Genomic DNA, 22,047 nt, shown 5'->3' on the forward strand with positions numbered 1-22,047 from the left:
GTAGCCTGTGGATTTTTGGAGTTTGCCGTCTCTTCTGTGTGCCCACTTTCGGCCCGGTATTTTCTAAGCCCCGCCAAAGGGGGATCCCTGCCCCCTCCAGGCACTCACATGATGGACATTGCCTTCAGATGGACTGAGCATATCATACACGTGAGTGCCGGGTTTCCCCCTTTTGGCGGGACCAAGAAAATGTGCGGGCCTGCCGCTCACGGCACACAGAAGAGACGGCAAACTCTTATGTAGGCAATTTCACTTTCTGTGTCGAAGAGCCTTCGAGGTGGTGCCTGTATGTGTTAAGATGTTAATGTGATTCTTGACATGTGTACGTTCCTTCTGAATTCTGGGCACAACCGCGGAATATATATAGCCGCCCCGCCTCAAGCCGTCCCGGCTGGCTGCCCTCCCGCATGGATTCCTCTGGGCGGGGAGGCGGGCCTCTGAGACCCTTGCTCATATCCAGACCTTTGACCCTGCTCCCGACCGCAACCTGGAGCCGCCCGGTCCCATATAAATGGCACATGGTTTGCATTTTGACTTGAGAAGATGAAAGAGGTCACTGCGGCACCGGATGTGATGGTGCCGCATTCGGTTGTGTGCGCCGAGAATGAAATGTCGGAAGAGGACGGCAAACCAGGCGAGGAGGTATCTATGTCCCAGGAAGCACAAAATGTTTTGGTTATCGGCGGGGTCGCATGCGGGCCCAAGACTGCGGCTCGAGTCAAGCGCTTGCAGCCCAAGGCCAATGTGACCCTGATTGAAAAGACCGGGAATGTGTCCTTCGGGGCCTGCGGGATTCCCTATTACCTCGAAGGGCACTGCGAGAGCGTGGACACCCTGTACGAGACCCCGGTGGGAGTGAAGCGCACTCCGGATTTTTTTCAGAAGACAAAGGGGTTCACAGTCCAGGTCAACACCGAGGCCCAGTCCATCGACCGGGAGAACAAACAGGTCAAGGTCAAGGACCACAGCTCAGGACAGGAGCGGGACATGGCCTACGACAAGCTCGTGCTGGCCACCGGCTCCAGGCCCTTTGTTCCCCCGATCCCGGGGATCGACAAACAGAATATATGGTCTATCAAGTCCTCGGAGGATGCTGAGGGCGTGGCCGCCTCCATTGATCCGCCGGAGGGAAAGAAGGCGGTGATCATCGGGGCCGGGCTGATCGGGGTGGAAATGGCCGAGGCCCTCAAACAGCGGGGCATGGAGGTGACCATTGTGGAGATGTTCGATCAGATCATGCCCCAGATCCTGGATTACGACCTGGCCACCCTGGCAGCCAAGCACATCCGGTCCAACGGGGTGAACCTGGCCCTGGGCGAGCAGGTGGTGGGATTTACCGGTCAGGACAAGGTAACCGGGGTACAGACCAAGAACACCACCTTTGATGCCGATGTGGTCATCGTTTCCGTCGGGGTCCGGCCCAACGACGAGCTGGCCCGGGAGGCGGGCCTGGAATGCCATCCCAAGGGCGGGATCCGCATCAACTGCCACGGCCAGACCAGCGACCCTGAGATTTACGCCGGAGGGGACTGCGCCATCAACGACTCCATCCTGAGCTATCTGTGTGCCGAGCTGTACGTCCCCCTGGGCTCCACAGCCAACAAGCACGGACGGGTGATCGCCAATCATATCTGCGGCCAGACCACCCCATTCTCCGGAGTGATGAGCACCAGCATCTGCAAGGTCTTCGGCATGACCCTGGGGCGGACCGGCATCAGCCATAAGCAGGCCGAGAATCTTGGCTATCAGGTGGAGAGCGCTTTATGGACCGGCCCGGACAAGCCCCATTACATGCCAGACGGCGGACCCATCTCCATCAAGCTGGTGGCCTCGAAGCGGAACCGGGCCCTGCTCGGGGCCCAGGTCCTGGGCACCGGGGATGCGGCCAAGCGTTTGGATGTGGCCACGGCAGCTGTCCATTTCAAGGCCAACCTGGACGATGTGGGGGCCATCGACATCAGCTACGCCCCGCCGTTCTCTCCGCCCATTGATCCGTTGATCACGGCCAGCCACGTGCTGACCAATAAGATGGACGGACTGGCCAACGGGCTGCTGCCCATGCAGGCCAAGGAGATCATGGATTCCGGAAAAGACATCATCCTCCTGGATGTGCGCACGCCCCAGGAGTTCGCGGCCATGCGCATGCCCGACGACCGGGTGGTGCACATCCCCTTGGGCCAGCTGCGGGAACGGTTGCAGGAGCTGCCCAAAGACAAGGATATCCTGGCCTTCTGCAAGGTGAGCATGCGGGGCTATGAAGCGCAGCGGGTCCTGCAGGACGCGGGATTCGACCGGGTATGGTTCATTGAAGGCGGGCTCGTGGGCTGGCCCTTTGAGGTGGAGATGTCGGGCTAGGGCTGAGCGGGGTACAAGAAAAGAAACCCCCAGACTCAGCAGACAGAGGACAGAGGACAGAAAGCAGAAGGTGATAAGAGAAAGAGAAAACACCCCCCATGGACTTCCCCCCTCGAGGGGGGGGGACTTGAGCCGCCAAGTACGGGCCAGAGTGCAACGTATCGTGCTTGTACGAGCAGGTGCCGAGACAGAGCTGAACGAGTAGCAGAGAGCAAACGTCCCAAGCCGTGGCTTCCCCCCGTCCCCCCTTGAGGGGGGTTGGGGGGTGTTTTCCTGCTTTTTTCTGTCTTCTGACGTCTGTTTTCTGTCCTCTGCTATTTGCTCAGCCCCCAAGAGGGCGAATGATTATTCGCCCCTACACTCGATCCGCCGGGTCCAGGACGTAATTCCGCCAGGCATTCCGTATTCCACCAAGCACCCTCCGGGGCGCAGGGCCCTCAGGGTCGGATTCCGACCACTTCCTTCTTTCCGTCCCCCCTTGAGGAGGGGTGGGGGGTCTTTCTTCTCTTTTCCGCCCTCCGCCCTCCGCCCTCTGATCTCCGATCTCTGACTTCTGACCTCTGCCCTCCGCCCTCTGATCTCCGATCTCCGACTTCCGACCTCTGACTTCTGATCTCTGACTTCTGATCTCTGACTTCTGATCTCTGACTTCTGATCTCTGACCTCCGACCTCTGACTTCCGACCTCTGATCTCCGCCCTCTGATCTCCGATCTCCGACTTCCGATCTCCGACTTCCGACCTCTGCCCTCCGTCACCAGCCCGGGGGGTGTTGGATCGGGATTGCTCCGACCCTATTCCTTAAGCTGATCCCGAGCCAGGAGATGGAAGAACTCCTGGCAGAACTTTCCGGATATGACGCTGAACAGGGAGAATCCGGGCGGGGGGGGCTGGTCCTCCCGTCCGGAGTACAAGGCCATGATCCGGGCCGAAAGCGTGTCCAGCTCTTGGGTGGTGTCCTTGTACACGGCGTCGGAGGACAGATCGCTCAATCTGCACTGAGCGGGGCGGGCGGCAAACAAAAGGCAGGCGTCATCCTTGAGCAGGGGGCAGGATGCCCCGGTTTGGGCGAAGAGGTCGGGCAGGGGACGATCCTCGTCGGTCTGCATTTCATCGGAGAGTGTTTGCAAAACGGCTGCTCCGAGGTTGGCCTTGTTGATGCATTCCTCCCGCTGGGCGCTGCTCAAACTGCTGTTCATGTTCTTCTGCACCACCACCGCCTCGGCCAGGCTGAGCCGGACCAGTCCGAAACAGCACCGGGTGTGGTCCCGTCCGCACCGGGGCAGGTCCGTGCCGGCCCGGGCCCCTATCTGGTTCAGAACCTCCAGGGTCTGCCGGGACAGGGCGGCAAGCCGATCATCACTGTCCGGGACCAGACAGGGCTGGCCGATGGTCAGCTCTCCTTCCTTTTTGCCCAAGGAGCGCAAGAGCCGCTTTTGGGCGTGTTCCGTAGGTTGGGCCCGGAGGCCGTTCATGACTCGTCTGGCCCGCTTGGCCCCCAGCCCCTTGCGCAGGAGGTAGGAGTAGACCACGGTGCCGGTCCGGCCGATGCCGTGCCGGCAGTGGACCAGTACCTTCTTGCCCAGATAGATGGCCTCATCCAGCCAGTTCAGGGCCTTTTCCAGCTCATCCATGTCCGGGGCCTGCTCGTCGGCAATGGGCAGATAGTAGACCTCAAACCCCTGTTCCCGCTCCAGCTGCACTAAGTCTTCGATCTCCAGACACAGATTCATGATGGCCTGAATAGACTGCTCCCCGATGCTGTGCAGCTCGGCATAGGACATGGGGGCGTGCCCCACGGCCAGATGCGGGGTGACCCAGTTCAAGGGGTAGGCATCCTGGGGCTTATCGTTTCGCTTAAACAGGGAGAAAATCATAGATGTGATCCACAATCTCGGCGGCTATGCGATTGACGTGTTCCTCAGACTCGATCCGCATATCCAAAAGGACGGTCTTGCCCAGGACAAAGCCCAGAATTTGAAGATTGGCGGTGCTTTCTGTCGGCCCCCGGCGATCGAACCAGGCTTCCAGCATATCCGCAGTCAAGCGCAAAGAAAAGCCGAACTTTTCCAGGACCGCGGAGATGATCCGCAAACGCTGCAGGCGTTGGATGTCCTGGCCGCCCCCGCCCTTGAAGCTGAAATGCAGATAGTTGTGCTCCATCGTCTCCGAGACGACTGCGTCCACAACCGCGAAATGATAGCCGAATCTGAGCATGGCGTGCACATAGTCCCGGGCCACGATGGCGTAGCTGCTGAACTGGGTCGATGTTTCCACAGCCGTGAAATGAGCGCCGCTCTTCTCGTAGGCGTCCCAGTCGTAGTGCAGGATTTGCGGGTTCCACTGGACTCCCTGGGAAGACAGCCCGGACCACAGGCTGCGCATGGGCTGGCTTGTGATCTGCTCCACAGTCACGGCCTTGGCCTTGTGACTGCCCAAGGCCAGTCCGCTGCCCACGTCCAACAGGTGCATGACCAGAGGCAGGGGGGACTCCAGGCGCTTGGCCCCGAAACGGTTCAGCCCCCGGCGGCCGACCAGGGAAAACATCTCCCTGACCCCGGCTTCATGGGCAAAGCGGACGATGTCGTGCAAGCTTCTGCAGCCCTGGATCCGGAAATCGTCCGTATCCGGCTGGCGAAGATGCAGGGCGGCGATAGGGGGCAGGGCCCTGTCCAGTCTGTCCTGGATCCCGGCCGGCGGGCCGGAAGGCGGGGAACGCCGGGTTTCTCCAGCAGAGTCGAAAAGGGCGCCGGACAAGACCAGACCCTGATCCGCATCCACGCTGATACGGGCATCGTCCTGGATCCCGGCCAGGCCGCTGACTCGGCAGATGACCGGAACCCCGGCCTCCCGGGCCACGGAGGCGAAGTGGCAGGCCGGACTTCCCTGTTCGGAGACCACGGCTCCCACCCGGTCCAAAGCCGGGGTCAGCTCCGGAGGCAAAGCGGAGACCAGGAGGATGCAGCCCAAAGGAAGCTGAAACGGGGATTCCCGGCTGTCCATGCGGTATGCGTTTCCCGAGGCCTGGCCGGAGCTGACCCACTGGCCCCGGCCCAAGACAGGGGCCTGATGGTCCTGGACAGGAGCAGAAGCCCGGGCGGGGTAGAAATGCAGGGGCCGGGACTGAACAATGACCACCCTCCGGTCGGGACCGAGGACCCATTCCACATCCTGGGCCGAGGAAAAGCCCCGGTCCAGGGCCTGTCCGGCCTGGTACAGGCTGTGCAGGACGTCCCGGTCCAGCTGGAACCGGCCCTCTTCTTCCACCTCCCACTGCCCGTTTCTGGTCATAAATCCGGCCCAGGCCTGATATGAGGACCCTGCCGCAAGCTCCTGCCCCTGGCCCCGGACCATGTAGGCATCCATTCTGAACGGATCGTGCTCCCGTCTGGTGTACAAGATCCCGCTGACCTCGGGCTCGAGCATGGGCATGATGACCACGGCCATTGGGGTCTGGCGGTCGGTATATCCCTGGCGGATGCGGTAGTAGAGGGCGTGGGCCGAGTATTTGCTGGCCAGGACCGAGGCATAGGCCTGCTCCCAGTCCTGGACCGGGACGTGCAGTGCGCTGTGGTATTGTCCGGCGAAAGAGGACTGGGCATCCTCGGCCCGGGCGCTGCTGCGCACGGCCAGAAGCGATTTGTCCATCTCCTGGGCCTGGAGGGAGGACTCCACGGCCCGGCGCAGCTCCCCGGGCAGCTCGGCCTCGTGTATCCGTTCCTGTATCCGCCGGCTGACCTGGTCGTATTCCCGGTCCGCATCCGGGCCGAGGCGGGCCAGTTCCCGGTCTATGAATTTCCGCAGGTCGTTGTGGGCCAGAAAGCTGTGGAAGGCCCGGGTGGTGACCACCACTCCAGGGGGAACGGGGAGGTTCAGGCTGGAGTGGATCACGGACAGGGCGGCTCCTTTCCCGCCGGCCAGCTCTTCGGCTGCCGGCTGGCTTAGGGCCTGGGCATAGGGAGGATCGAGGCAGGGTTCCTCTTCAGCCAGGGCCAGGCGGGCGTAAAAGGCGTACTTTTGCTGGTAGTTGGCCAGAAGGGAGTAGCGAACAGGGTGAAAGGCGGTCAGGCAGCCGGTCAGGGCCAGGGTCTCGGCGCACAGCTGTTCGCAGAGCTCCTTGATGTATTCCAGGTCGCAGGCCAGGTTCCGGTGTCTGATCTCCTCCAGCCTGGAAATGATCTCCAGGGCCTGCACGTCCCTGTGCCGCAGCTGTTCAAAGGCGGAATACTTCTTCTGGATCAGGCGGCCGGGGATGAAAAGCTGGTAGGTCCAGTTCTCGATAAGGTGCCGGGCCCCGGCCACGATCCTCTGGGCCGGGGACAACGGGTCCCTGCCCAGGGTTCTTTCCTGGGGCTGTCCGGTGTTCACGACTGCTCCATCTGCTCACAGACTGCTGCGACCTTTTCCTCCAGCTCGTTCTTGTCGATTGGCTTGACCAGGTACTCCTTGGCCCCCAGGTTCAGGGTCTCCCGGGCGGTCTCCAGGGTCGGATAGCCGGTGAGCATCAATACGCCGGTTTGGGGAGAGACGGAGCGCAGCTCTTTGAGCACGTCCACCCCGCTCATCTTTTTCAGCTTGATGTCCAAAATGGCCAGATGGACTGGATTGGTCCGAGCGTGCTCCAAGGCCTCGTGCTCTTCGGTGAACACCTGCACCGAGTGTCCTTTGCGCTCCAGGATCCTTTTGATCATCACCCCGGCGTCCAGAACATCGTCCAGGACGATAATATTGGCCATGCAATGTGCTCCTCTCGGTTGCCGGCCAGACCTTGATCCCAGGGCCCGGCCCGTCTTCACATCTTGTGTTTCAGCCCCATGCTGCTTTGGCCCGCCTTTGGGTCAGGGGCGGGTTGAGGCAGAAACAGGGGCGCATCCAGGGCAGTGCCCGTTATGTCCGGGTATGGGTCAGCTCCTCGCATTCCTCATCCGGCAGGGTCATCTCCCACAGGGGGAGCTCAACTAAGAAAACAGTTCCCGGACCGCTAGTGCTGGTCTCCATACCGGCCAGGTATTCCTTGGGGGCCGGACTGAGCACATTGATCCGCCCTCCATGATCCTTAATAATGCCAAAGGTCACGGACAGCCCCAGTCCAGTGCCCTTGCCCACCGGCTTGGTGGAGAAAAAAGGATCAAAAATCTTGTCCAGGACCTCCTGCTTGATCCCGGAGCCGGTGTCAGCCACAGTAATGGCTACCCGTCTTCTGTGGGCGCAGAGCTTGGTTGAGATCTTGATCTGCCCGTCGCTTTCAATGGCATCAAAGGCATTGTTGAACAGATTCATCCACACCTGCTTCAGCCGGTCCTTGTCGCCTTCAATCTCCGGAATATTAGGGTCAAAATCAGTTACGATCTTTACCCTGTTCAGGCTGAAAGTGTGTTCGACCAGGGATATAACTTCCCGAATAGACTGGTGGATATCCACATCACCCTTGGTAGTTGATGATTGCCTGGAAAATCCGAGCAGATCGGAGACAATACTGCTGCAGATCTTGGTTTGCTTTTCAACAATACGCAGATCCTCGGCCATCTGGGAATCACTGTCCACATCGTCCAGAAGCATCTGCACATAGCCGAGAATGATCCCCAGCGGTGTATTGATTTCATGAGCCACGCCCCCGGCCAGACGGCCAAGGTCTTCCATTTTCTGGGAATGGATGAGTCGTTCCTGGTACTGCTTGATAACTGTGATGTCCCTGGCAGCCAGGAGGAGACCAGAGATGACTCCCTGATCGTAGACCGGGACCTTGACGATGTGAAACCAGGTGGAAGTATGCCCCTGCCGGACACTGATTTCTTTGGACAGGGACTGGCCCGTTTGCAGGATCTGCATATCCTCGTGGTAGTTCTGGTCAGCTTGATACTCACTGAAAATATCGCTGTCTGTTTTGCCGATGATATCGGATTCACTGAGCTGGAAGTAGGAACAAAAGGCTTTGTTGGCCACCCGATAGGTCAGATTCCGGTCCTGAAAGGCGATCATGTCCGGGGTGACGTCCAAAACAGTCTGCAGCAGTTCTTTCTGCCGGGACAGCTCATTCTCAGTGGCCGAGAGTTCCTGGATGCGCTCGTTCAAGGTCATGGCCATATAGTCAAAGGCCTCGGCCAGCTCCTGGATTTCATCGCCCACATTGTGCCTGTATACCGGGCAATCGCGGCAGGATTCCATATTTCTGGGCGCATGGTCGGGATGATAGATGGGGCATAAGGTGCCACTCACATACCAGCAGCGGCGCCTGGTGTCGCCATAGGCCGGACAGTCCGTGGCCCGACATCCTGTTATTTCCCAGCAGTTTTTAATCAGCTCAGGGGCTGAATGGACCTCCAGATTGCCTTTGATCATTTCAGTTGCGCATTCGGTCAGGGACTTGATCCGGGAGGTGAATCTATTGGAAAACCAGGAGGCGACTCCCAGGGCCAGGATAGTTATGGTCCCGGTCAGGCCGAAGATGGTCAGGCTGAGCCGGTTGATCATCTCTTCCAGGCGCTGGCGGTGCAGCCCGAGTCGAACCATACCCAGCTGGTTGTTGCTGATGACAATGGGCTGGGCGATGTCGTACAAGGTGCCTTTTTCGGTGCTCACCAGACGCACACTTTCCTGGCCCGTGTCCTGGGGATGGACATGGAGGAGATCCTCCGGGAAACCCTGATCAAAGGAATGGACCAAAACCTGGTCAGTATTGTCCAGGATAAAGGAGTACATGACGTCTGAATTGCCGGTATGGACCTCGTCGACCAGGCCTTTAAGGCGCAGGAAATCCCGGGCCAGGAGCGGCTCTTCTGATCTGTAGGCCAGGTTGGAGGCCAGGGCCAGAGCCCGCTCTTTGTTTTCCTGGATCAGGCCGGTGGAGGCGATATGGGTGGTGATCAGGCCCAGTACAAGCCCCAGGCTGAGGATGACTGTGAACAGTCCCAGATTGAGTTTGGTCTTGAACTTCAGGCGGGAGAAAACAGAGCGGTGTCTACTCACGCCACTTCACCCCGGTCTGGCTGGCAAGTTCCCGGATAGGATCGAACTCCTGGTCCTGGGCCGGGATGATACGCTGGATATGGGCCTGGGCCAGAATTTCTTCTTCCTCATGGGTGTCCCGGTCCAGAGCGCAAAGGGCCTGGGTGATTCGATTTACCGTCCCGGCATCCAGACCCGGTCGAACAGCATAGACCCAGCCCGGGTAGCGCTTGGTGGTGGCCAGGATACGAATGGCTGAGAGATCTACCCGATCCTGCATGAGATCCAGGGTCCCTTCCCGGATGGACCCGATATCGTATTCGCCCAGGTACACAGCCTGGACCACTTTTTCCTGCTTGCCCCCTGGTCCGGGAGAGAACTCAATGCGTTGGAAATCGTCCCGGTCCAGACCGTGTTTCTGAAAATAGGCCAGGGCGAAGAGATAACCACCGGCCGAGGTAGGGGAGACGGCCATCCAGCGTTTTCCGCGGCAATCCTGGATGTTTTGAATGGCCTTGTTGTCCTCCCGGCAGATGATCTGTCCCCGAAAGGTGGATTTGCCGTCTTGCTCAACTGTCCGGGCAATGGCCTGGGCTTGAAACCGGTCCGCGATCTGAATATAGACCAAGGGATTGGAAAAAGAGATGTCGATCTTGCCCTCGCCCACCATCTGCACGTGCTGGGCAAAGGAGTCCGGAAATACCTGGCGGATGGGCAGTTCGGTTTGTGCGCTCAGGTATTGAACGATTCGATGGTGACGGGCAAAGGACACCCGGTGCGAATACTGGGGAAGATAGGCATAGGTCAAAGAATCGAGGTCTCTTTGGGCCTTGATCTGGATGCGCTTGCTCAGATCGACCTTGATATGCGGCTCGCCCTGATCGCAGGCTGCAATGAGGAGCAAGAAACCCAAACCAAACACAAGGACGGCCGGGAGCCGGAATACATGAACTGAAAACATAATTCCCAAGATAAGCGCTTCCGGCCTTGGAGTCAAAAAGCAGTATGTCTTTAATCCCAGGTCAAAATTTCTGAGTCGTAAATTTCTTCTATCTTCCGCTTATGTTTGAGTTCTTCGTCTGCCAGCAGGGCAAACACGTTTGCGGTCTTTTCCTTGGTACATTTGTCTTTCCAGGCTTGATAGAAGTTATGAGCTTTTTCCTCTTTTTTCATAGCCATTGCCAAGGCTTCTTGATAGCTGATCTCCGGAGTGAACTGAACGTCGACCAGAAAATCGCTCAATTTGAGATCTTCCGGGGGATGTGATTCAAAGGTTTCCAAAGTTGCTGGATCCAAATCGGTCAACAACTTTTTATGGCGAGCTTCTTCCCTGGCCATGTCCTGGAAAAATTGTTTGATGCCCGGTTGCTGGGCTTTTTCGGCACACTGGGCATAGAATTGTTTGGCCTTTTCTTCCCTGTCTATGGCAAAAGCGACAACGTCCTGCATAGAGTGACAAAAATTCTGGCTCATTGTTCCTCCTTATCTAGAAACGCTTCATCTGGGTTGCACTCTTTATCCGGTCTGAGAGGAGTTTGGCACAGGTGGGACAGTAGCGATGATGTTCCTTGGTCTCCGGGTGTCCAGCTGTATGGGTCTGGACATGATTGAGGAACTTGCCGGTAGCAAAATACTGTCCGCAGGCTTCACAGCGCATGAGCGGATGCTGGCCGATGATCTGATCCCGGATAGAGATGGTGCGCACCCCGGCATTGTCTTCTACCTTAATCGCTCCGGTTGGGCAGAGATTGGCACAGGTCCCGCATCCAATACACTCGTGTTCCGGATGCGGAAAAACATATTCCTCCCCATCCCTTTTTTCCAAAGTCAGGGCATCGGCCTGAACTATTTCCCGGCAGGCCCGGACACACAGGCGGCAGCGAATGCACTCATCCGGGGCCGGCCCGAGGTCAATCCCGAATTTCTGGGCCAGGTTGCGCAGGACTGCTGATTCCGGGGCATAGCTCAGCAGGCGGTTGAAGGCCTTGATCCGTGCCTGCTGCACCAGTTCGGTTTCGGTCTGGATATCCATACCATCTCGAACCTTGGTCAGGCAGGACATGCGGATGACCTCATTGCCCTGCCTGTTTGTGGTTTGAACAGCGCACAGCTTGCAGGCTCCGGCCGGAGTCAAAGCCGGGTGATGACAGATGGCCGGAATGGGAATGGAGTTTCTCCTGGCCACATCCAGGACTTTCTGGCCTTCCCGGGCCTCATATGATTGGCCGTTGATGACTATAATGGGCATTGGCAGTCCTCTTCCGAGTTGTCCAGTTACACAGCGTTTTAATTATTTGTTCCAAAGCATGGAACCAGCGCTCTTCGGCATTGCCTGACAAGAAGGCTTTTGGGCCCGGTTTATCTGTCTTCCTTCAATACACGCAGACAGTCTTGCGGGAAGCGGTAGGTGCCTTTCTCATCAAGGCTGACTTCAACCAAGGCATCGGGGTCGTTTTTGCTGGCATCTGGATCAGTTACAATACCGTGCTGACCGATAAGGGCATCCATGAATGGTTCCCAGTTTTCATCTTCAGAACGGCGGTACACTTCAACACGTTGTCCCTGACCTAAAGTCATGCTCCATACCTCCTGGCTCTGTAAGTGTTCAGGTTATACATCCGGGGGCCTGATCTCTGCATGATTCCGGGCGCTTTCTTTCCGGGCACACTGGAGGCAAAGCCTTTGTCCTTTCAAGGCCGGGCTGATACCCTGTAAGCGCTGAGAGATAAAGTCATGATATCTGGCCGGACCCAAAACAGTGCCGCAGGACTCGCAATATTCCAGTTTCATGCGGTTCAGCACAGTCCCACAGAGCATGAGCACACGTTCACCATCCTTGTCCCGCATCTGCATGGCTCCGGTTGGGCAGTTGGTCGCACAGGCCCCGCACAAGATGCATCGCTCAGCAGTTATTTTCAGATCCGTAGGGCCAGGATGGTCAAAGTCGAGATAGCCCAGATGCAGGGCATCTACACCCATCTGGTCCCGGCAGATGTCCACACATTTCCCACAGCGTATGCAAATATCACAACGAAGGCAACGTTTGGCTTCCTGTTGGGCTTTATCTTCAGGCAGACCGAGGTGTACCTGCTGAAAAGTGATACGTCGGCGGTCATTCTTGAGCGTCTCTATTTCCGGCCGCTTCAGGTCCGCCTTGAGACTGGCCCTGGTCTGCAAAGGAGCAAGCCGTCGTCTGCGAACCGGAACCGGAGGCAGGGTTGGTTGGGGAATATCCTCAATATAGCGATGTACGGCCCAGGCTGCCTTTTTTCCTGCTCCGATGGCTTCCACCACAGTAGCCGGCCCGGTGACTACATCGCCTACAGCAAAGACCCCTGGTTCAGGGGTGGCCATGGTGGCCGTGTTCACGGCCATGTTGTTTCGCCGGGTCCACTTCAGATTCTCCCATTCTTGCAGCCCAGAGGGGTCAATGCTCTGGCCGATGGCCGGGATGACAGCATCGACTTCCAGGTCATGCTCGCTGCCCTCCACAGGTACCGGCCGCTGGCGGCCGCTGCTGTCAGGTTCGCTCAACCTGGCCCGCAGGCAACGAATGGCTGTGACCCGGCCGTTCGCGCCTACCACTTCAGTGGGGATGGTCAAGAAGGAAAACTGCACTCCCTCTTCTTCGGCCTCCACAACTTCCTGTTCGTGGGCCGGCATTTCAGAGTGGGTGCGGCGATAAAGGATGCTGACTTCCTCGCATCCCAGACGGACACAGGTTCTGGCCGCATCGATAGCAACATTGCCTCCGCCAATGACCGCCACCCGTCTGCCGGGCTTGCGTCTGTCACCTACACTGACCCGACGCAGGAATTGAACCGCAGGAAAGACTTGCGCAAAATCATCTTCGCCCGGGATCATCAATTTGAAAGAATCGTGGGCCCCGATGGCCACTACAAAGGCTTCAAAGCCTTCGGCCTTGAGATCATCCAAACTGGTGTCCCGGCCAAGCTTGGTGTTCAGGCGGAGCTCAACACCGAGTTCCTCGATCATCCCTACTTCCCGGTCAATGACTTCCCGGGGGAGACGATAGCGGGGAATGCCGACCATCATCATCCCCCCGGCCATGGGCAGAGCTTCAAGCACGGTGACCCGGTATCCCCACAAGGCCAGGAAATAGGCTGCGGTCAGGCCGCCTGGGCCTCCACCCAGAACACACACCTTGTGCCCGTTATCAGCTGATTTTTCCGGGTTGACGTATGAGCGGTCAGACATGGCCCGTTCGGCAGCAAAGCCTTTGAGGTCCATGATGGAGATGGGTGAATCCATCCGTTTCCGCACACACATGAACTCGCAGGGGTGGGTGCAGACAAGCCCGCAGACCCAGGGGAAAGGATTGTCCTTGCGGATAACTTCAATGGCCTCATCATAACGTCCCTGCCCTATCAGAGTCACATAGCTGGGGATATCGATCCCGGCCGGACATGCCATCTGGCAGGGGGCAGGAGTCAGCTGGGGACAGTCGCTGGTAGGGCAGGTATGGGTGTCGATATGACTGGCGAAGACCTCGAAATGGTCGTTCAAGCGCTGCAAAAGCTCTTGGGCAATTTCGGTGCTGGCCTGGCTGATATTTTCGTTCTTGATCTTTTGGGCCAGCTCTTCCAGGTTTTGCAGATCTTCACGCCGACCCCGGCCCTGGGCCACGTTTTGAGCCCGGGCCAGGGCTTCCCCTACAAGTTGTCTGGCTCGGGGATGGATGACACGATTGGTCTCCAAAGTTCCATTCAGCCAGTCAATGGTTTGGGTTACTGGGCATACATGCTCTGTCATGATTCACACTGCCTTTGGCTCATGTAAAGTATTCGATCAGGGGGCTTTTCCAGCCAGGCGTTGCGGGCCTAATCTCGGTTGTTTGATTCTTTTTCTTATCAGTTCCAATACGAATTCATCATCAATTGTAAGATGAAGGGCTGGTCACCGCCTGGCCGGAAAAGGCCCCCTGAACTTTGGATGGGGGCGCTGAATGCTTGCCATTACCATGTTTATCTGTGTTCACTGAACACTTTTCTTCCTTCCTACTGCGGCCCTGCCTACTCCTGAGCCTGGGCCTTGGCGTGCCGGATGCGCCTGATCTCCGGAATTTCTTCCGGAGTGCCAAAGTGGATGCAATGGGTTGAACAGACCGTTGCACAGGCCGGTTTGAGCCCCTGATCCACACGATCGTAACACAGATCGCATTTGTCGACCTTGCCCAGTTCCGGGTTCCATTGCGGGGCACCCCAGGGGCAGGCGGACATGCAGGTCTTGCATCCCACGCACAAACTGTGGTCCACAAACACGATGCCGTCCTCAGGCCGTTTTTGCATGGCCCCTGTGGGGCATGCGGCCACACACCAGGGGTTTTCGCAATGAAAACAGGGCATGAAAGTAAAAGCAGCCTTGGGCAGTGTGCCCACCCATTTCGGTCCAACTGTGATCACTGAGCAGGGTTTGGGGCCTTGATGCAGCCCTTGCCTGGTTTTGCAGGCAACCTCACATGCCTTGCAGCCGATACATCTTTTTTGATCCTGGAACAGGTAGTATTTACTCATGGTCGTTCTCCAGTACAGAGATTTTCCGGTAGTATAAAATGAATTTTCAAGGACGTATGGATTCTTGCTATAAATTACGGAATACGGATAAGGGGTTAGTTCACTTTATGCACAGTGACAAAGGTGTCATGAAATGCAGGACTTCCTCCGATAGTATCACTAATATTTTCCTGCAGCATGGCATCACTCACTCCCCGATTGAAGGAGCGGCGGGCTGCTTGAGCCTGATGACCGAATCCGTGCAGCATAAACACAGCACCCGGCTGAATCATGTTCGTGACCTTGGCCTTAATAAGGCCTGAATTTACCGGGGAACGCACTTCGACCATATCCTGGTCGGCGATTCCCAGTCTGGCAGCAGCCCGGTCATTAATCCACAGGCAGTTCTCAGAGAGAATCTCGTTCAGGTACGGATTGTTTTGAGTCGATACATGGGTATGGAAGACGCAGCGGCCGACCACCAGCCGGAACTCATTATCTTTGTCCGGAATTTGAGGTGTTTCATATTCGGGAAAGGATTTGAATCCGGCTTCTTCCAAAAGAGATGAGGTGAATTCTATCTTTCCGGACTTGGTTTTTAGTTTCAGGTCTTTTTCCCGATCCCAGAAGATCTGTTTATCGGTGTAGGACACAAAACCCTTGGCCTTGAAATCGTCAATGCTGAACCCGGTGGGTTCCAACTGCCATTGAACCAGCTCTTCCACACTGTTGTATGGGAAGTACTGACCGATACCCAGGCGATCGGCCAGGCCTTTGAGGATCATGGGACCGGGCTTGGTATCGTAACGCGGGCTGACCGCCTGCTGGCGAAGGAACATCTGCGGTTTGAGGCTGTTTGCTTGTTGCACGCAGTCGGTCCGCTCCAGGTATGTCGATTCAGGCAGAATGACATCCGCATACCAGGCGATATCGCTGTAGTTAATGTCTATGGCCACCACCAGATCCAGTTTTTCCAGGGCCTTCAGGGTTGTCTGAGTGTCCGGCATTGACATCAGGGGGTCCAGGCGGTAGGCGAACAGGCATTTGATGGGATAGGGGTCCTCATTCAAAATGGCCTGCGGCAAATACTGGGCTACTCCGTGGGCTGGATCGGGTAAGGGGAAATCCGGAGTTCCGGCCTTGTCGAAGCGAATGGCCTCTGGCTTGGGCAGATCCTGATCAACGAGCTTGCGGGCCGGTTTGCCGCCCACTTCACCAGGTCCTTTTTTAAAATAGATTCCTCCCGGGGTCTCGACACTGCCCATGAGGCAATTGAGAATCAGGATGGAGCGACGCAGGTAGATCTCATTGGCATGATGCGCCCCTCGGTATCCATAGTGGAAGATGACCTTGGGCTTATCCCGGCTGATTTCCCGGGCCAGGTCCACAATCTCTTTGGCCTTGATCCCTGTCTCTTGCTCCGCCCATTCAGGAGTAAAGGAGTTGACAAAGTTTTTGAGCTCATCAAGTCCCTGCACCCATTTATGCACAAAGCTGCGGTCATAGAGGTCTTCCTTGAGAATGACGTGCATCAAGGCGTAGTTCAGGGCCAGATCTGTGGCCGGCCGGATAGGCAGATAGCGGTTGGCCTTGGTGGCTGTGACCGTCACCCTGGGATCGATATAGGTCAGCTTGGCACCGTTGTCCATGGCCTGCATGATTTGGTTTGTCCCCTTTACAGTCACGCTTTCAAAGACATTGCGGCCGTAAAGGACCAGGTGCTTGGTATTTTTGTAGTCCACATTCATCTGTCCGTCGGTGTAGCCGAACAAAGACCGGCAGGCAGTGTTCACAGATCCCTTGCACAGGGCGTCATGGGTAAAATGATTTGGGGAGCCCAGAGCCTTGAGGAAAGTCTTGCTGATATGAGTGCTCAACTGCTGTCGCTCGCCCAGAGTGATGCTTTGCGGACCATAACTGTCAATGATCTTTTTCATATTTTCAGCAACATAGTCCAGGGCTTCGTCCCAGCTGGCCTGCCTCCAGTGTCCGGACCCGCGGGGACCGCTGCGGATAAGAGGAGTCTGGACCCGTTGATCATCGTTGAGCAGTCCGATTCCGGCTGCCCCTTTGGGGCACAAACTGCCGGCCATATCCGGGACATAGGGGCTGCCTTCGAGAAAGGTGACCTGTCCATTTTCAACTGTGACCTTAATCGGGCAGCGAACTGAACACATAAAACACAGACTATACACTTCTTCACGCATAAGTTTCTCCTTGCCAACCAGTGTTGTATCCTCATTCATGTGCGGTGTGCATCATATCCAAAATTCCGGGAATTTATCCCGGATTATTGACAATATTTTCGAAACGCAGCCGGAGCCAGGTCCCGGCCCAGGCACCCAGCAGGCCACAGGCTAACAGTCCAACCAGCAACTTTCCGGAAAGTATGGAAATCAACGTGATTTGCTGAGCATAGAAAAGCAGCTTCCAGGCAACACCGGCCAGTACCGTGCCGCAGATCAGAGTCAATACCCAGAATATGGTTCCGGTTTCTGTCCTGCGTCGCTCGGCCAGGGTGTATCCGGCTGTGGCTGTGCTGAGAAAAACTGCGGCCAGGACCCAGGCCCCGGAAAAAGAGGGAGAGAATAGGGCGAGAGCCGTGGCGCAGGCCCCAAGGCCCAGACATCCGGCCAGACAGGCCCAGACAAAAGGAAAAAAGTTGGCCAGCCGCTGCTGGATCTGGGTCAGAATGCTCTCAGCCAGGACATCGATCATACGAACTCCCTGCTTAAAGACTTCGCTTGGCGGGAAAGGGATGATTGTTTGGACTCGGCAGAAGAAGACCCAGAAGCGGCTTTCTTTTTGTTGGATGCTTTCATTTGGCGGTGTCCAACAGCAATCACGATAAACAAAACAGTGAGGGACAGAATAAAGAACAAAAGGGGAGTGATGGTCATTTCAGTGCCCAGCCAGGATTTGAGGCTGAGCAGATGCGGAGTGTTCAGCATCCCCTGCAGATTTTCCGGTTTGAAGGCCTCATTGATATATCCAGCCACACACAGGATGGGCAGATAGGTGGTGACCAGATTGAGGAGCAGCCCTTCGAAGAAATAATCATAATAGACCTTGTTCAGTGTGGCCTTGTCGATGTTCTGGGCCAGGCATTTGGCTTTCTCCGGGTCGGAATGGGCGGACAGGGCTTCCTCCCGCACATTGTACCAGTGCCTGAACTCCTCCTGAAGGCGAAGGTAACGTCTGGTAACCACGTGTTTACGCAGAAACCTGGTCAAAACCACGGTACATACTGCCAGAAGCAGGATGCTGAGCATGGGATGCACAGAATTGACAGGGGCCAGGAGAGTATTCAGGGCGTCCATGACAGCCTGGGTCGCCTGGAGAATAAAAAGCCACAGGGTATCCATATCTTACCTCGGAGAGTGCTTTTGAAAGCACAGAAAATTTTAAATAGTATATCAGGTAATTTTTGTTGTTGTTTGTTCTCAATCAGTCCTTGCAATCAGGCCTGCCAGGACTGATTGAGAAGTAATTTGTTGTTATGGCTTAAAGAGCTCCCTGCTGATCAATCCGGCAAATCTTTTGTCCGCTTTGGGACAAAAAATATTTCAGATTTGCCGGAGGCAAAGCTGAAACTAGAGCCAGATTTCAATTTTAAAGAAACGGAAGAACAGGAAGAAGAGGACAATGGCCAAAGTCCACTTCAACTGCTTTTCAGTGAACATGCTCTGCAGCCGGCTGCCGATAGTTCCGCCCACAAAGCCGCCGATGATGATGGCGATGGCGATCCACAGGTCGGGCAGGTAGCCGTTTAACAGATAACCGATAAAGGAACCGATGCTGGAGAAGCAGGTTCCGACCAGGCCGACGGGGACGGCCACATACATGGGCAGTCCGCCGATCATGGTCATGATGGGGACCAGGAGGAAACCGCCGCCGATACCAAAACAGCGGGCCACAATCCCGATACCCAGTCCGATGATACCGAAGAGCAGGGGATTGATCTTGAATTCTTCACCCCAGAACTTGAACTGGTAGTTGGTCAGCCCGGTCTTGACCGGTTCAATGGAACCCATCTGGGCGGCCCGGCCCTCGGCCTTGGCCTTGGCCACCTCTTCGTTGAACTTCTTGGTCATGGCCTTAATATTTTTCCGCTTTTCCATGACTTTGGGGGTCAGCTCATACAGGGTACGGATGCCCATGAGGACAACCAGAACGGCCAACCATTCCTTGTAGCTGGACAGAGGCAGATAGGCAGTGACATACTTGCCCAGCCAGATGGAACCGATGAGAATACCCACGCCAAAGGACAGACCCACGGGCCAGGCCACCCGGCGCTCCTTGATGGCATAGCGGTAAAAGGAGCCCAGGGGTGAGAACAGGGTCAGGGCCACATTGGAAGGACGCAGGACATTGGCGGCATTGACGCCCACCGGCCCCATGGTGTTGACCACCATGACCTGATAGGCGGCCATGAGCATGCCTCCGGCCGCACCGATCAGGGAGAAGAAGGCCCCGACCAGGATGGCTCCCAGGATGATCCACAGCGGATTCATGTACCGGCCGCCCAGGTCCAGCCAGAAACCTTTGCCGGCCAAGGTATAGGATCCAATTTCTTGACCGTTGACATAGACGTTGAACTCAGTGTCCGGCGGGGAGTGGCGGAAGGACTCAAAAGAGGCCGTGAACTCGCCGGTTTCCTTGTTCAGGTCGATCTTGGTCCCTTCGTCCCAGTAGTTGCCGGAGTTTTCGTAGTCGGTGAGCACGCTGCGGGCGAAGATGGTCACCTTGCCGATCTGGGTCCGCTCCTTGGTCACCGTATTGATGCCATAGGAATTCTCGTGATTGTAGCGGAAGAAGGACCATTCCGGCTGGGAGGTGATGGGGCCGAGCACGGACTTGGCCTCGCTGCTCAACCCGTTCCAGTCCTTGAGGTTGAACATGGTTGTGCTGTAGATTCCGTTGGCAAAGGACGGGCCGCCGAAGCGCTTCTTGGTGATGTCCCCGAACGTGTCCGGCTTGTTGGTCAGAATATAGAAGAGATGGGGCACTGTGGTGTCCATGTTGAAGGGGTTGTCTTCAACCGCGCTCTTGAAGGATTTGACCTCGTTGACCCCCTTGGCATCCTGGGGCGCGAACATGTTCTGGGAGGCGATGGTAACAAACAGATCCTGGCCGGGCTCGATCTGTCCGGTGACCGTAACTCTGTCCCCAACTTCCAGATTGGTGGATTCAAGCTGGGCCTGAACGGCGGACCAAGCGGGCTGGGCGCCGGCCACGGCCACAATCAGGGCCAAAGCGGCCAGAACCGGGGCTAATGATGGAAAACGTCGGTGCATGAAAACTCCTCCTTCACGGTGCATGGGTTGAGGTTCGAGGATGGTCCGTCCTCTGCGCAGAGCGACGAAGACCGCCGCGGACTGGGCATAAGGTGCTGTGCTGACGTGTGCCGACCTCCTTGTGGGGTTAGAGTTGGTAATTTCCCTCATTTCAGGTGGGTTTATAGATTCCCATTGAAAGCAATTTGCTTGCCAAAAATGGAAAGCTCATGAAAACAAAATGTTGCAAATCTCGGCATCACAGCACTGTCCTGTTTGGGACAATGCGGTCTGTCTTCTTGTTCGATTCGGCACAAGCATCGACGGGGGGGCGGTCATGAGGTCTTGGGTCTTGTGTTCCCCGGGGAGATGCCTGCTTGTCTTTCTTGCGGCGGCCCTCTGGGCCGGTGCGGGTGCTCCTGGTCCGGCTTCAGCGGCAGGCGGCGATCCGCTGCGTTTCCTTGTGGTGCCTGTGGAGAACGAGGCGACCATGTTCCGGCAGTTCCTTCCGGTCAAAAAGTATCTGGAGCAGCGTCTGAACCGGCCAGTGGACTTGAAGCTGGGTCATGACGCCCGGGCCGCGGCCGAGGGGCTGCAGTACCAGGCCTGGGATGTGGCTTATATAGATCCGTCGCTGTATTGTGAAATAAAGAACACAAGCGATGTGCAGCCGATCGCCAAGCTGCGGCGCCAGGGAAAGGACAGCTACAAATCGGTCCTGGTGGTCAGGGAGGACTCCAGGTGGAACAAGGTTGCCGATATCCGCGGAGCCAGCCTGGCCCTGGGCCGTCCGGGGTCTTCGGCCACCCATCTCATCCCCTTGTCCCTGCTCCGCCAGGCGGATCTGACCTTGTCCGATTTTGGACAAGTGAGCACCCTGCCCAATGAGGACGAAATCGCATTGAGCGTCTTGGTCGGGGATCACGACGTGGGGGCCATGAGCTACGACGTGTTTGAAAAGTATTCCTCCGTGGGACTGCGCATCCTCAAGGCCTCGGAGGATATTCCCCAGTTCGTGATCTGTGCGGCCCCCCATATAAACTCTCGGACCGGGAAGCGAATAACCCAGGCCATGTTAGGCTATACCGGGGGGACGAAGCAGGAGCTCTCCTTTGTTCCGGTTCAGGACAGGGAGTACAATATCCTGCGGATAATGCTCAAGAATATCGCAGGCAAGGACTATCTGCGCTATCCTCCGGACACTGTGAAGCTCGGCCTGCTGCCCCTGTTCTCGGCCATCACCCTGAACAAGAGGTTCACCCCCCTGGCCTCCTATCTGTCTGAACACACCGGCCGGGATTTTCGGCTGGTCATTCCCAGGGACTTTGACGAGTTCGTGCACCTCGTCCGGTCCGGGGAGGTGGACTTCGCCTTTCAGAATCCATATGTCTATCTCCTTCTGGCCCGGGAGGGGCATTTGGACTCCCTGGCCCTGACCGTCAGCCTGGAGCCGGATCAGCCCAGGAGCACCTTCCGGGGCCTGATCATCACCAGAAAGGACAGCTCGATCCGCAAGGTGAGCGATCTGAAAGGCAAGCGGATCATGATCGTTTCCTCCAAGTCGGCCGGAGGCTACAGGTTCCAGAAGCTTTTTCTGGAAGACAGGGGGATCCGGATCCAGGAAGCTGCCGACCTGCGGGTGGCCAAGCGGCACGAGGAGGTTGTCCTGGGCGTGTACCGGGGGCAGGCCGATGCCGGGTTCGTGCGCGAGTCGGCCCTGAAAGTGGTCCGGGATCTGGTGGACATGGACCAAATTCGGGTCCTGGCCAAAACCCCCTATTATCCGAACTGGCCCTTTGCCGCCCACGCCACAACAGATCCCGGCCTGGCCCGGAAGGTGAGACAGGCCCTGATATCCCTTGAGGACGCCAAACTCCTGCACCAGGTCGGGGTGGAAGGGTTCACCGAGCCGCAGGGGGACGATCTTGAGCAGCTCAAGGCCCGGGTGGAGTTTGATTGA

Annotated in this window: 16 protein-coding genes; 2 read left to right on the forward strand and 14 right to left on the reverse strand. The window is 57.0% G+C overall.

The window, feature by feature from the left end; genetic code table 11:
• Positions 1 to 648: 648 nt before the first annotated feature.
• On the forward strand, positions 649 to 2,355 hold the full coding sequence (locus tag N902_RS0112110) for an FAD-dependent oxidoreductase (RefSeq protein ID WP_027371140.1): 1,707 nt from the start codon (positions 649 to 651) through the stop codon (positions 2,353 to 2,355).
• A gap of 792 nt (positions 2,356 to 3,147) precedes the next feature.
• Here N902_RS0112110 and N902_RS0112115 read toward each other — a convergent pair.
• From N902_RS0112115 to N902_RS0112180, 14 genes are all read right to left on the reverse strand, one after another.
• The gene (locus N902_RS0112115; RefSeq protein ID WP_051564552.1) at positions 3,148 to 4,230 is read right to left on the reverse strand and encodes a protein-tyrosine phosphatase family protein; all 1,083 of its coding nucleotides are present in this window, start codon (positions 4,228 to 4,230) and stop codon (positions 3,148 to 3,150) included.
• Positions 4,211 to 6,721 carry a PEP/pyruvate-binding domain-containing protein gene (locus N902_RS0112120; protein WP_027371142.1) on the reverse strand — a complete coding sequence of 837 codons (2,511 nt, stop codon included), beginning with the start codon at positions 6,719 to 6,721 and terminating at the stop codon, positions 4,211 to 4,213. Before N902_RS0112120 ends, N902_RS0112115 begins: the two co-directional genes overlap by 20 nt.
• On the reverse strand, positions 6,718 to 7,089 hold the full coding sequence (locus tag N902_RS0112125; RefSeq protein WP_027371143.1) for a response regulator: 372 nt from the start codon (positions 7,087 to 7,089) through the stop codon (positions 6,718 to 6,720). Before N902_RS0112125 ends, N902_RS0112120 begins: the two co-directional genes overlap by 4 nt.
• Before the next feature lie 151 nt (positions 7,090 to 7,240).
• On the reverse strand, positions 7,241 to 9,319 hold the full coding sequence (locus N902_RS0112130) for an ATP-binding protein (RefSeq protein WP_027371144.1): 2,079 nt from the start codon (positions 9,317 to 9,319) through the stop codon (positions 7,241 to 7,243).
• Positions 9,312 to 10,259 carry a phosphate/phosphite/phosphonate ABC transporter substrate-binding protein gene (locus N902_RS0112135; RefSeq protein ID WP_027371145.1) on the reverse strand — a complete coding sequence of 316 codons (948 nt, stop codon included), beginning with the start codon at positions 10,257 to 10,259 and terminating at the stop codon, positions 9,312 to 9,314. The genes N902_RS0112130 and N902_RS0112135 overlap by 8 nt, the downstream gene beginning before the upstream one ends.
• Before the next feature lie 50 nt (positions 10,260 to 10,309).
• Entirely contained in the window at positions 10,310 to 10,771 is a 462-nt protein-coding gene (locus N902_RS0112140) for a ferritin-like domain-containing protein (protein ID WP_027371146.1), read from the reverse strand.
• A gap of 13 nt (positions 10,772 to 10,784) precedes the next feature.
• Complete coding sequence (locus tag N902_RS0112145; RefSeq protein WP_027371147.1) at positions 10,785 to 11,546, reverse strand: 2Fe-2S iron-sulfur cluster-binding protein; 762 nt, start codon at positions 11,544 to 11,546, stop codon at positions 10,785 to 10,787.
• Between the two features lie 110 nt (positions 11,547 to 11,656).
• Positions 11,657 to 11,875: a PH domain-containing protein gene (locus tag N902_RS0112150; RefSeq protein WP_027371148.1), complete on the reverse strand. Its 219-nt coding sequence runs from the start codon at positions 11,873 to 11,875 to the stop codon at positions 11,657 to 11,659.
• A gap of 33 nt (positions 11,876 to 11,908) precedes the next feature.
• Entirely contained in the window at positions 11,909 to 14,071 is a 2,163-nt protein-coding gene (locus N902_RS0112155) for an NAD(P)-binding protein (protein WP_027371149.1), read from the reverse strand.
• Positions 14,072 to 14,331: 260 nt separating this feature from the next.
• Positions 14,332 to 14,832, reverse strand: coding sequence for a 4Fe-4S dicluster domain-containing protein (locus N902_RS0112160; RefSeq protein ID WP_027371150.1), 501 nt, complete (start codon positions 14,830 to 14,832; stop codon positions 14,332 to 14,334).
• Between the two features lie 95 nt (positions 14,833 to 14,927).
• Positions 14,928 to 17,018 (reverse strand): molybdopterin-dependent oxidoreductase, encoded by a 2,091-nt coding sequence (locus tag N902_RS0112165; RefSeq protein WP_027371151.1) that lies wholly within the window; start codon positions 17,016 to 17,018, stop codon positions 14,928 to 14,930.
• 73 nt (positions 17,019 to 17,091) lie between these two features.
• Positions 17,092 to 17,529 (reverse strand): hypothetical protein, encoded by a 438-nt coding sequence (locus tag N902_RS0112170; protein ID WP_027371152.1) that lies wholly within the window; start codon positions 17,527 to 17,529, stop codon positions 17,092 to 17,094.
• The gene (locus tag N902_RS0112175; protein ID WP_027371153.1) at positions 17,526 to 18,176 is read right to left on the reverse strand and encodes a hypothetical protein; all 651 of its coding nucleotides are present in this window, start codon (positions 18,174 to 18,176) and stop codon (positions 17,526 to 17,528) included. Before N902_RS0112175 ends, N902_RS0112170 begins: the two co-directional genes overlap by 4 nt.
• A 228-nt stretch (positions 18,177 to 18,404) precedes the next feature.
• Complete coding sequence (locus N902_RS0112180) at positions 18,405 to 20,108, reverse strand: sulfite exporter TauE/SafE family protein (RefSeq protein ID WP_027371154.1); 1,704 nt, start codon at positions 20,106 to 20,108, stop codon at positions 18,405 to 18,407.
• A gap of 316 nt (positions 20,109 to 20,424) precedes the next feature.
• Here N902_RS0112180 and N902_RS17685 point away from each other — a divergent pair, with 316 nt between their 5' ends.
• Entirely contained in the window at positions 20,425 to 22,047 is a 1,623-nt protein-coding gene (locus tag N902_RS17685; RefSeq protein WP_051564553.1) for a phosphate/phosphite/phosphonate ABC transporter substrate-binding protein, read from the forward strand.

This window comes from Desulfovermiculus halophilus DSM 18834, assembly GCF_000620765.1.
In the GTDB taxonomy this organism is placed as follows: Bacteria; Desulfobacterota; Desulfovibrionia; order Desulfovibrionales; family Desulfothermaceae; genus Desulfovermiculus; species Desulfovermiculus halophilus.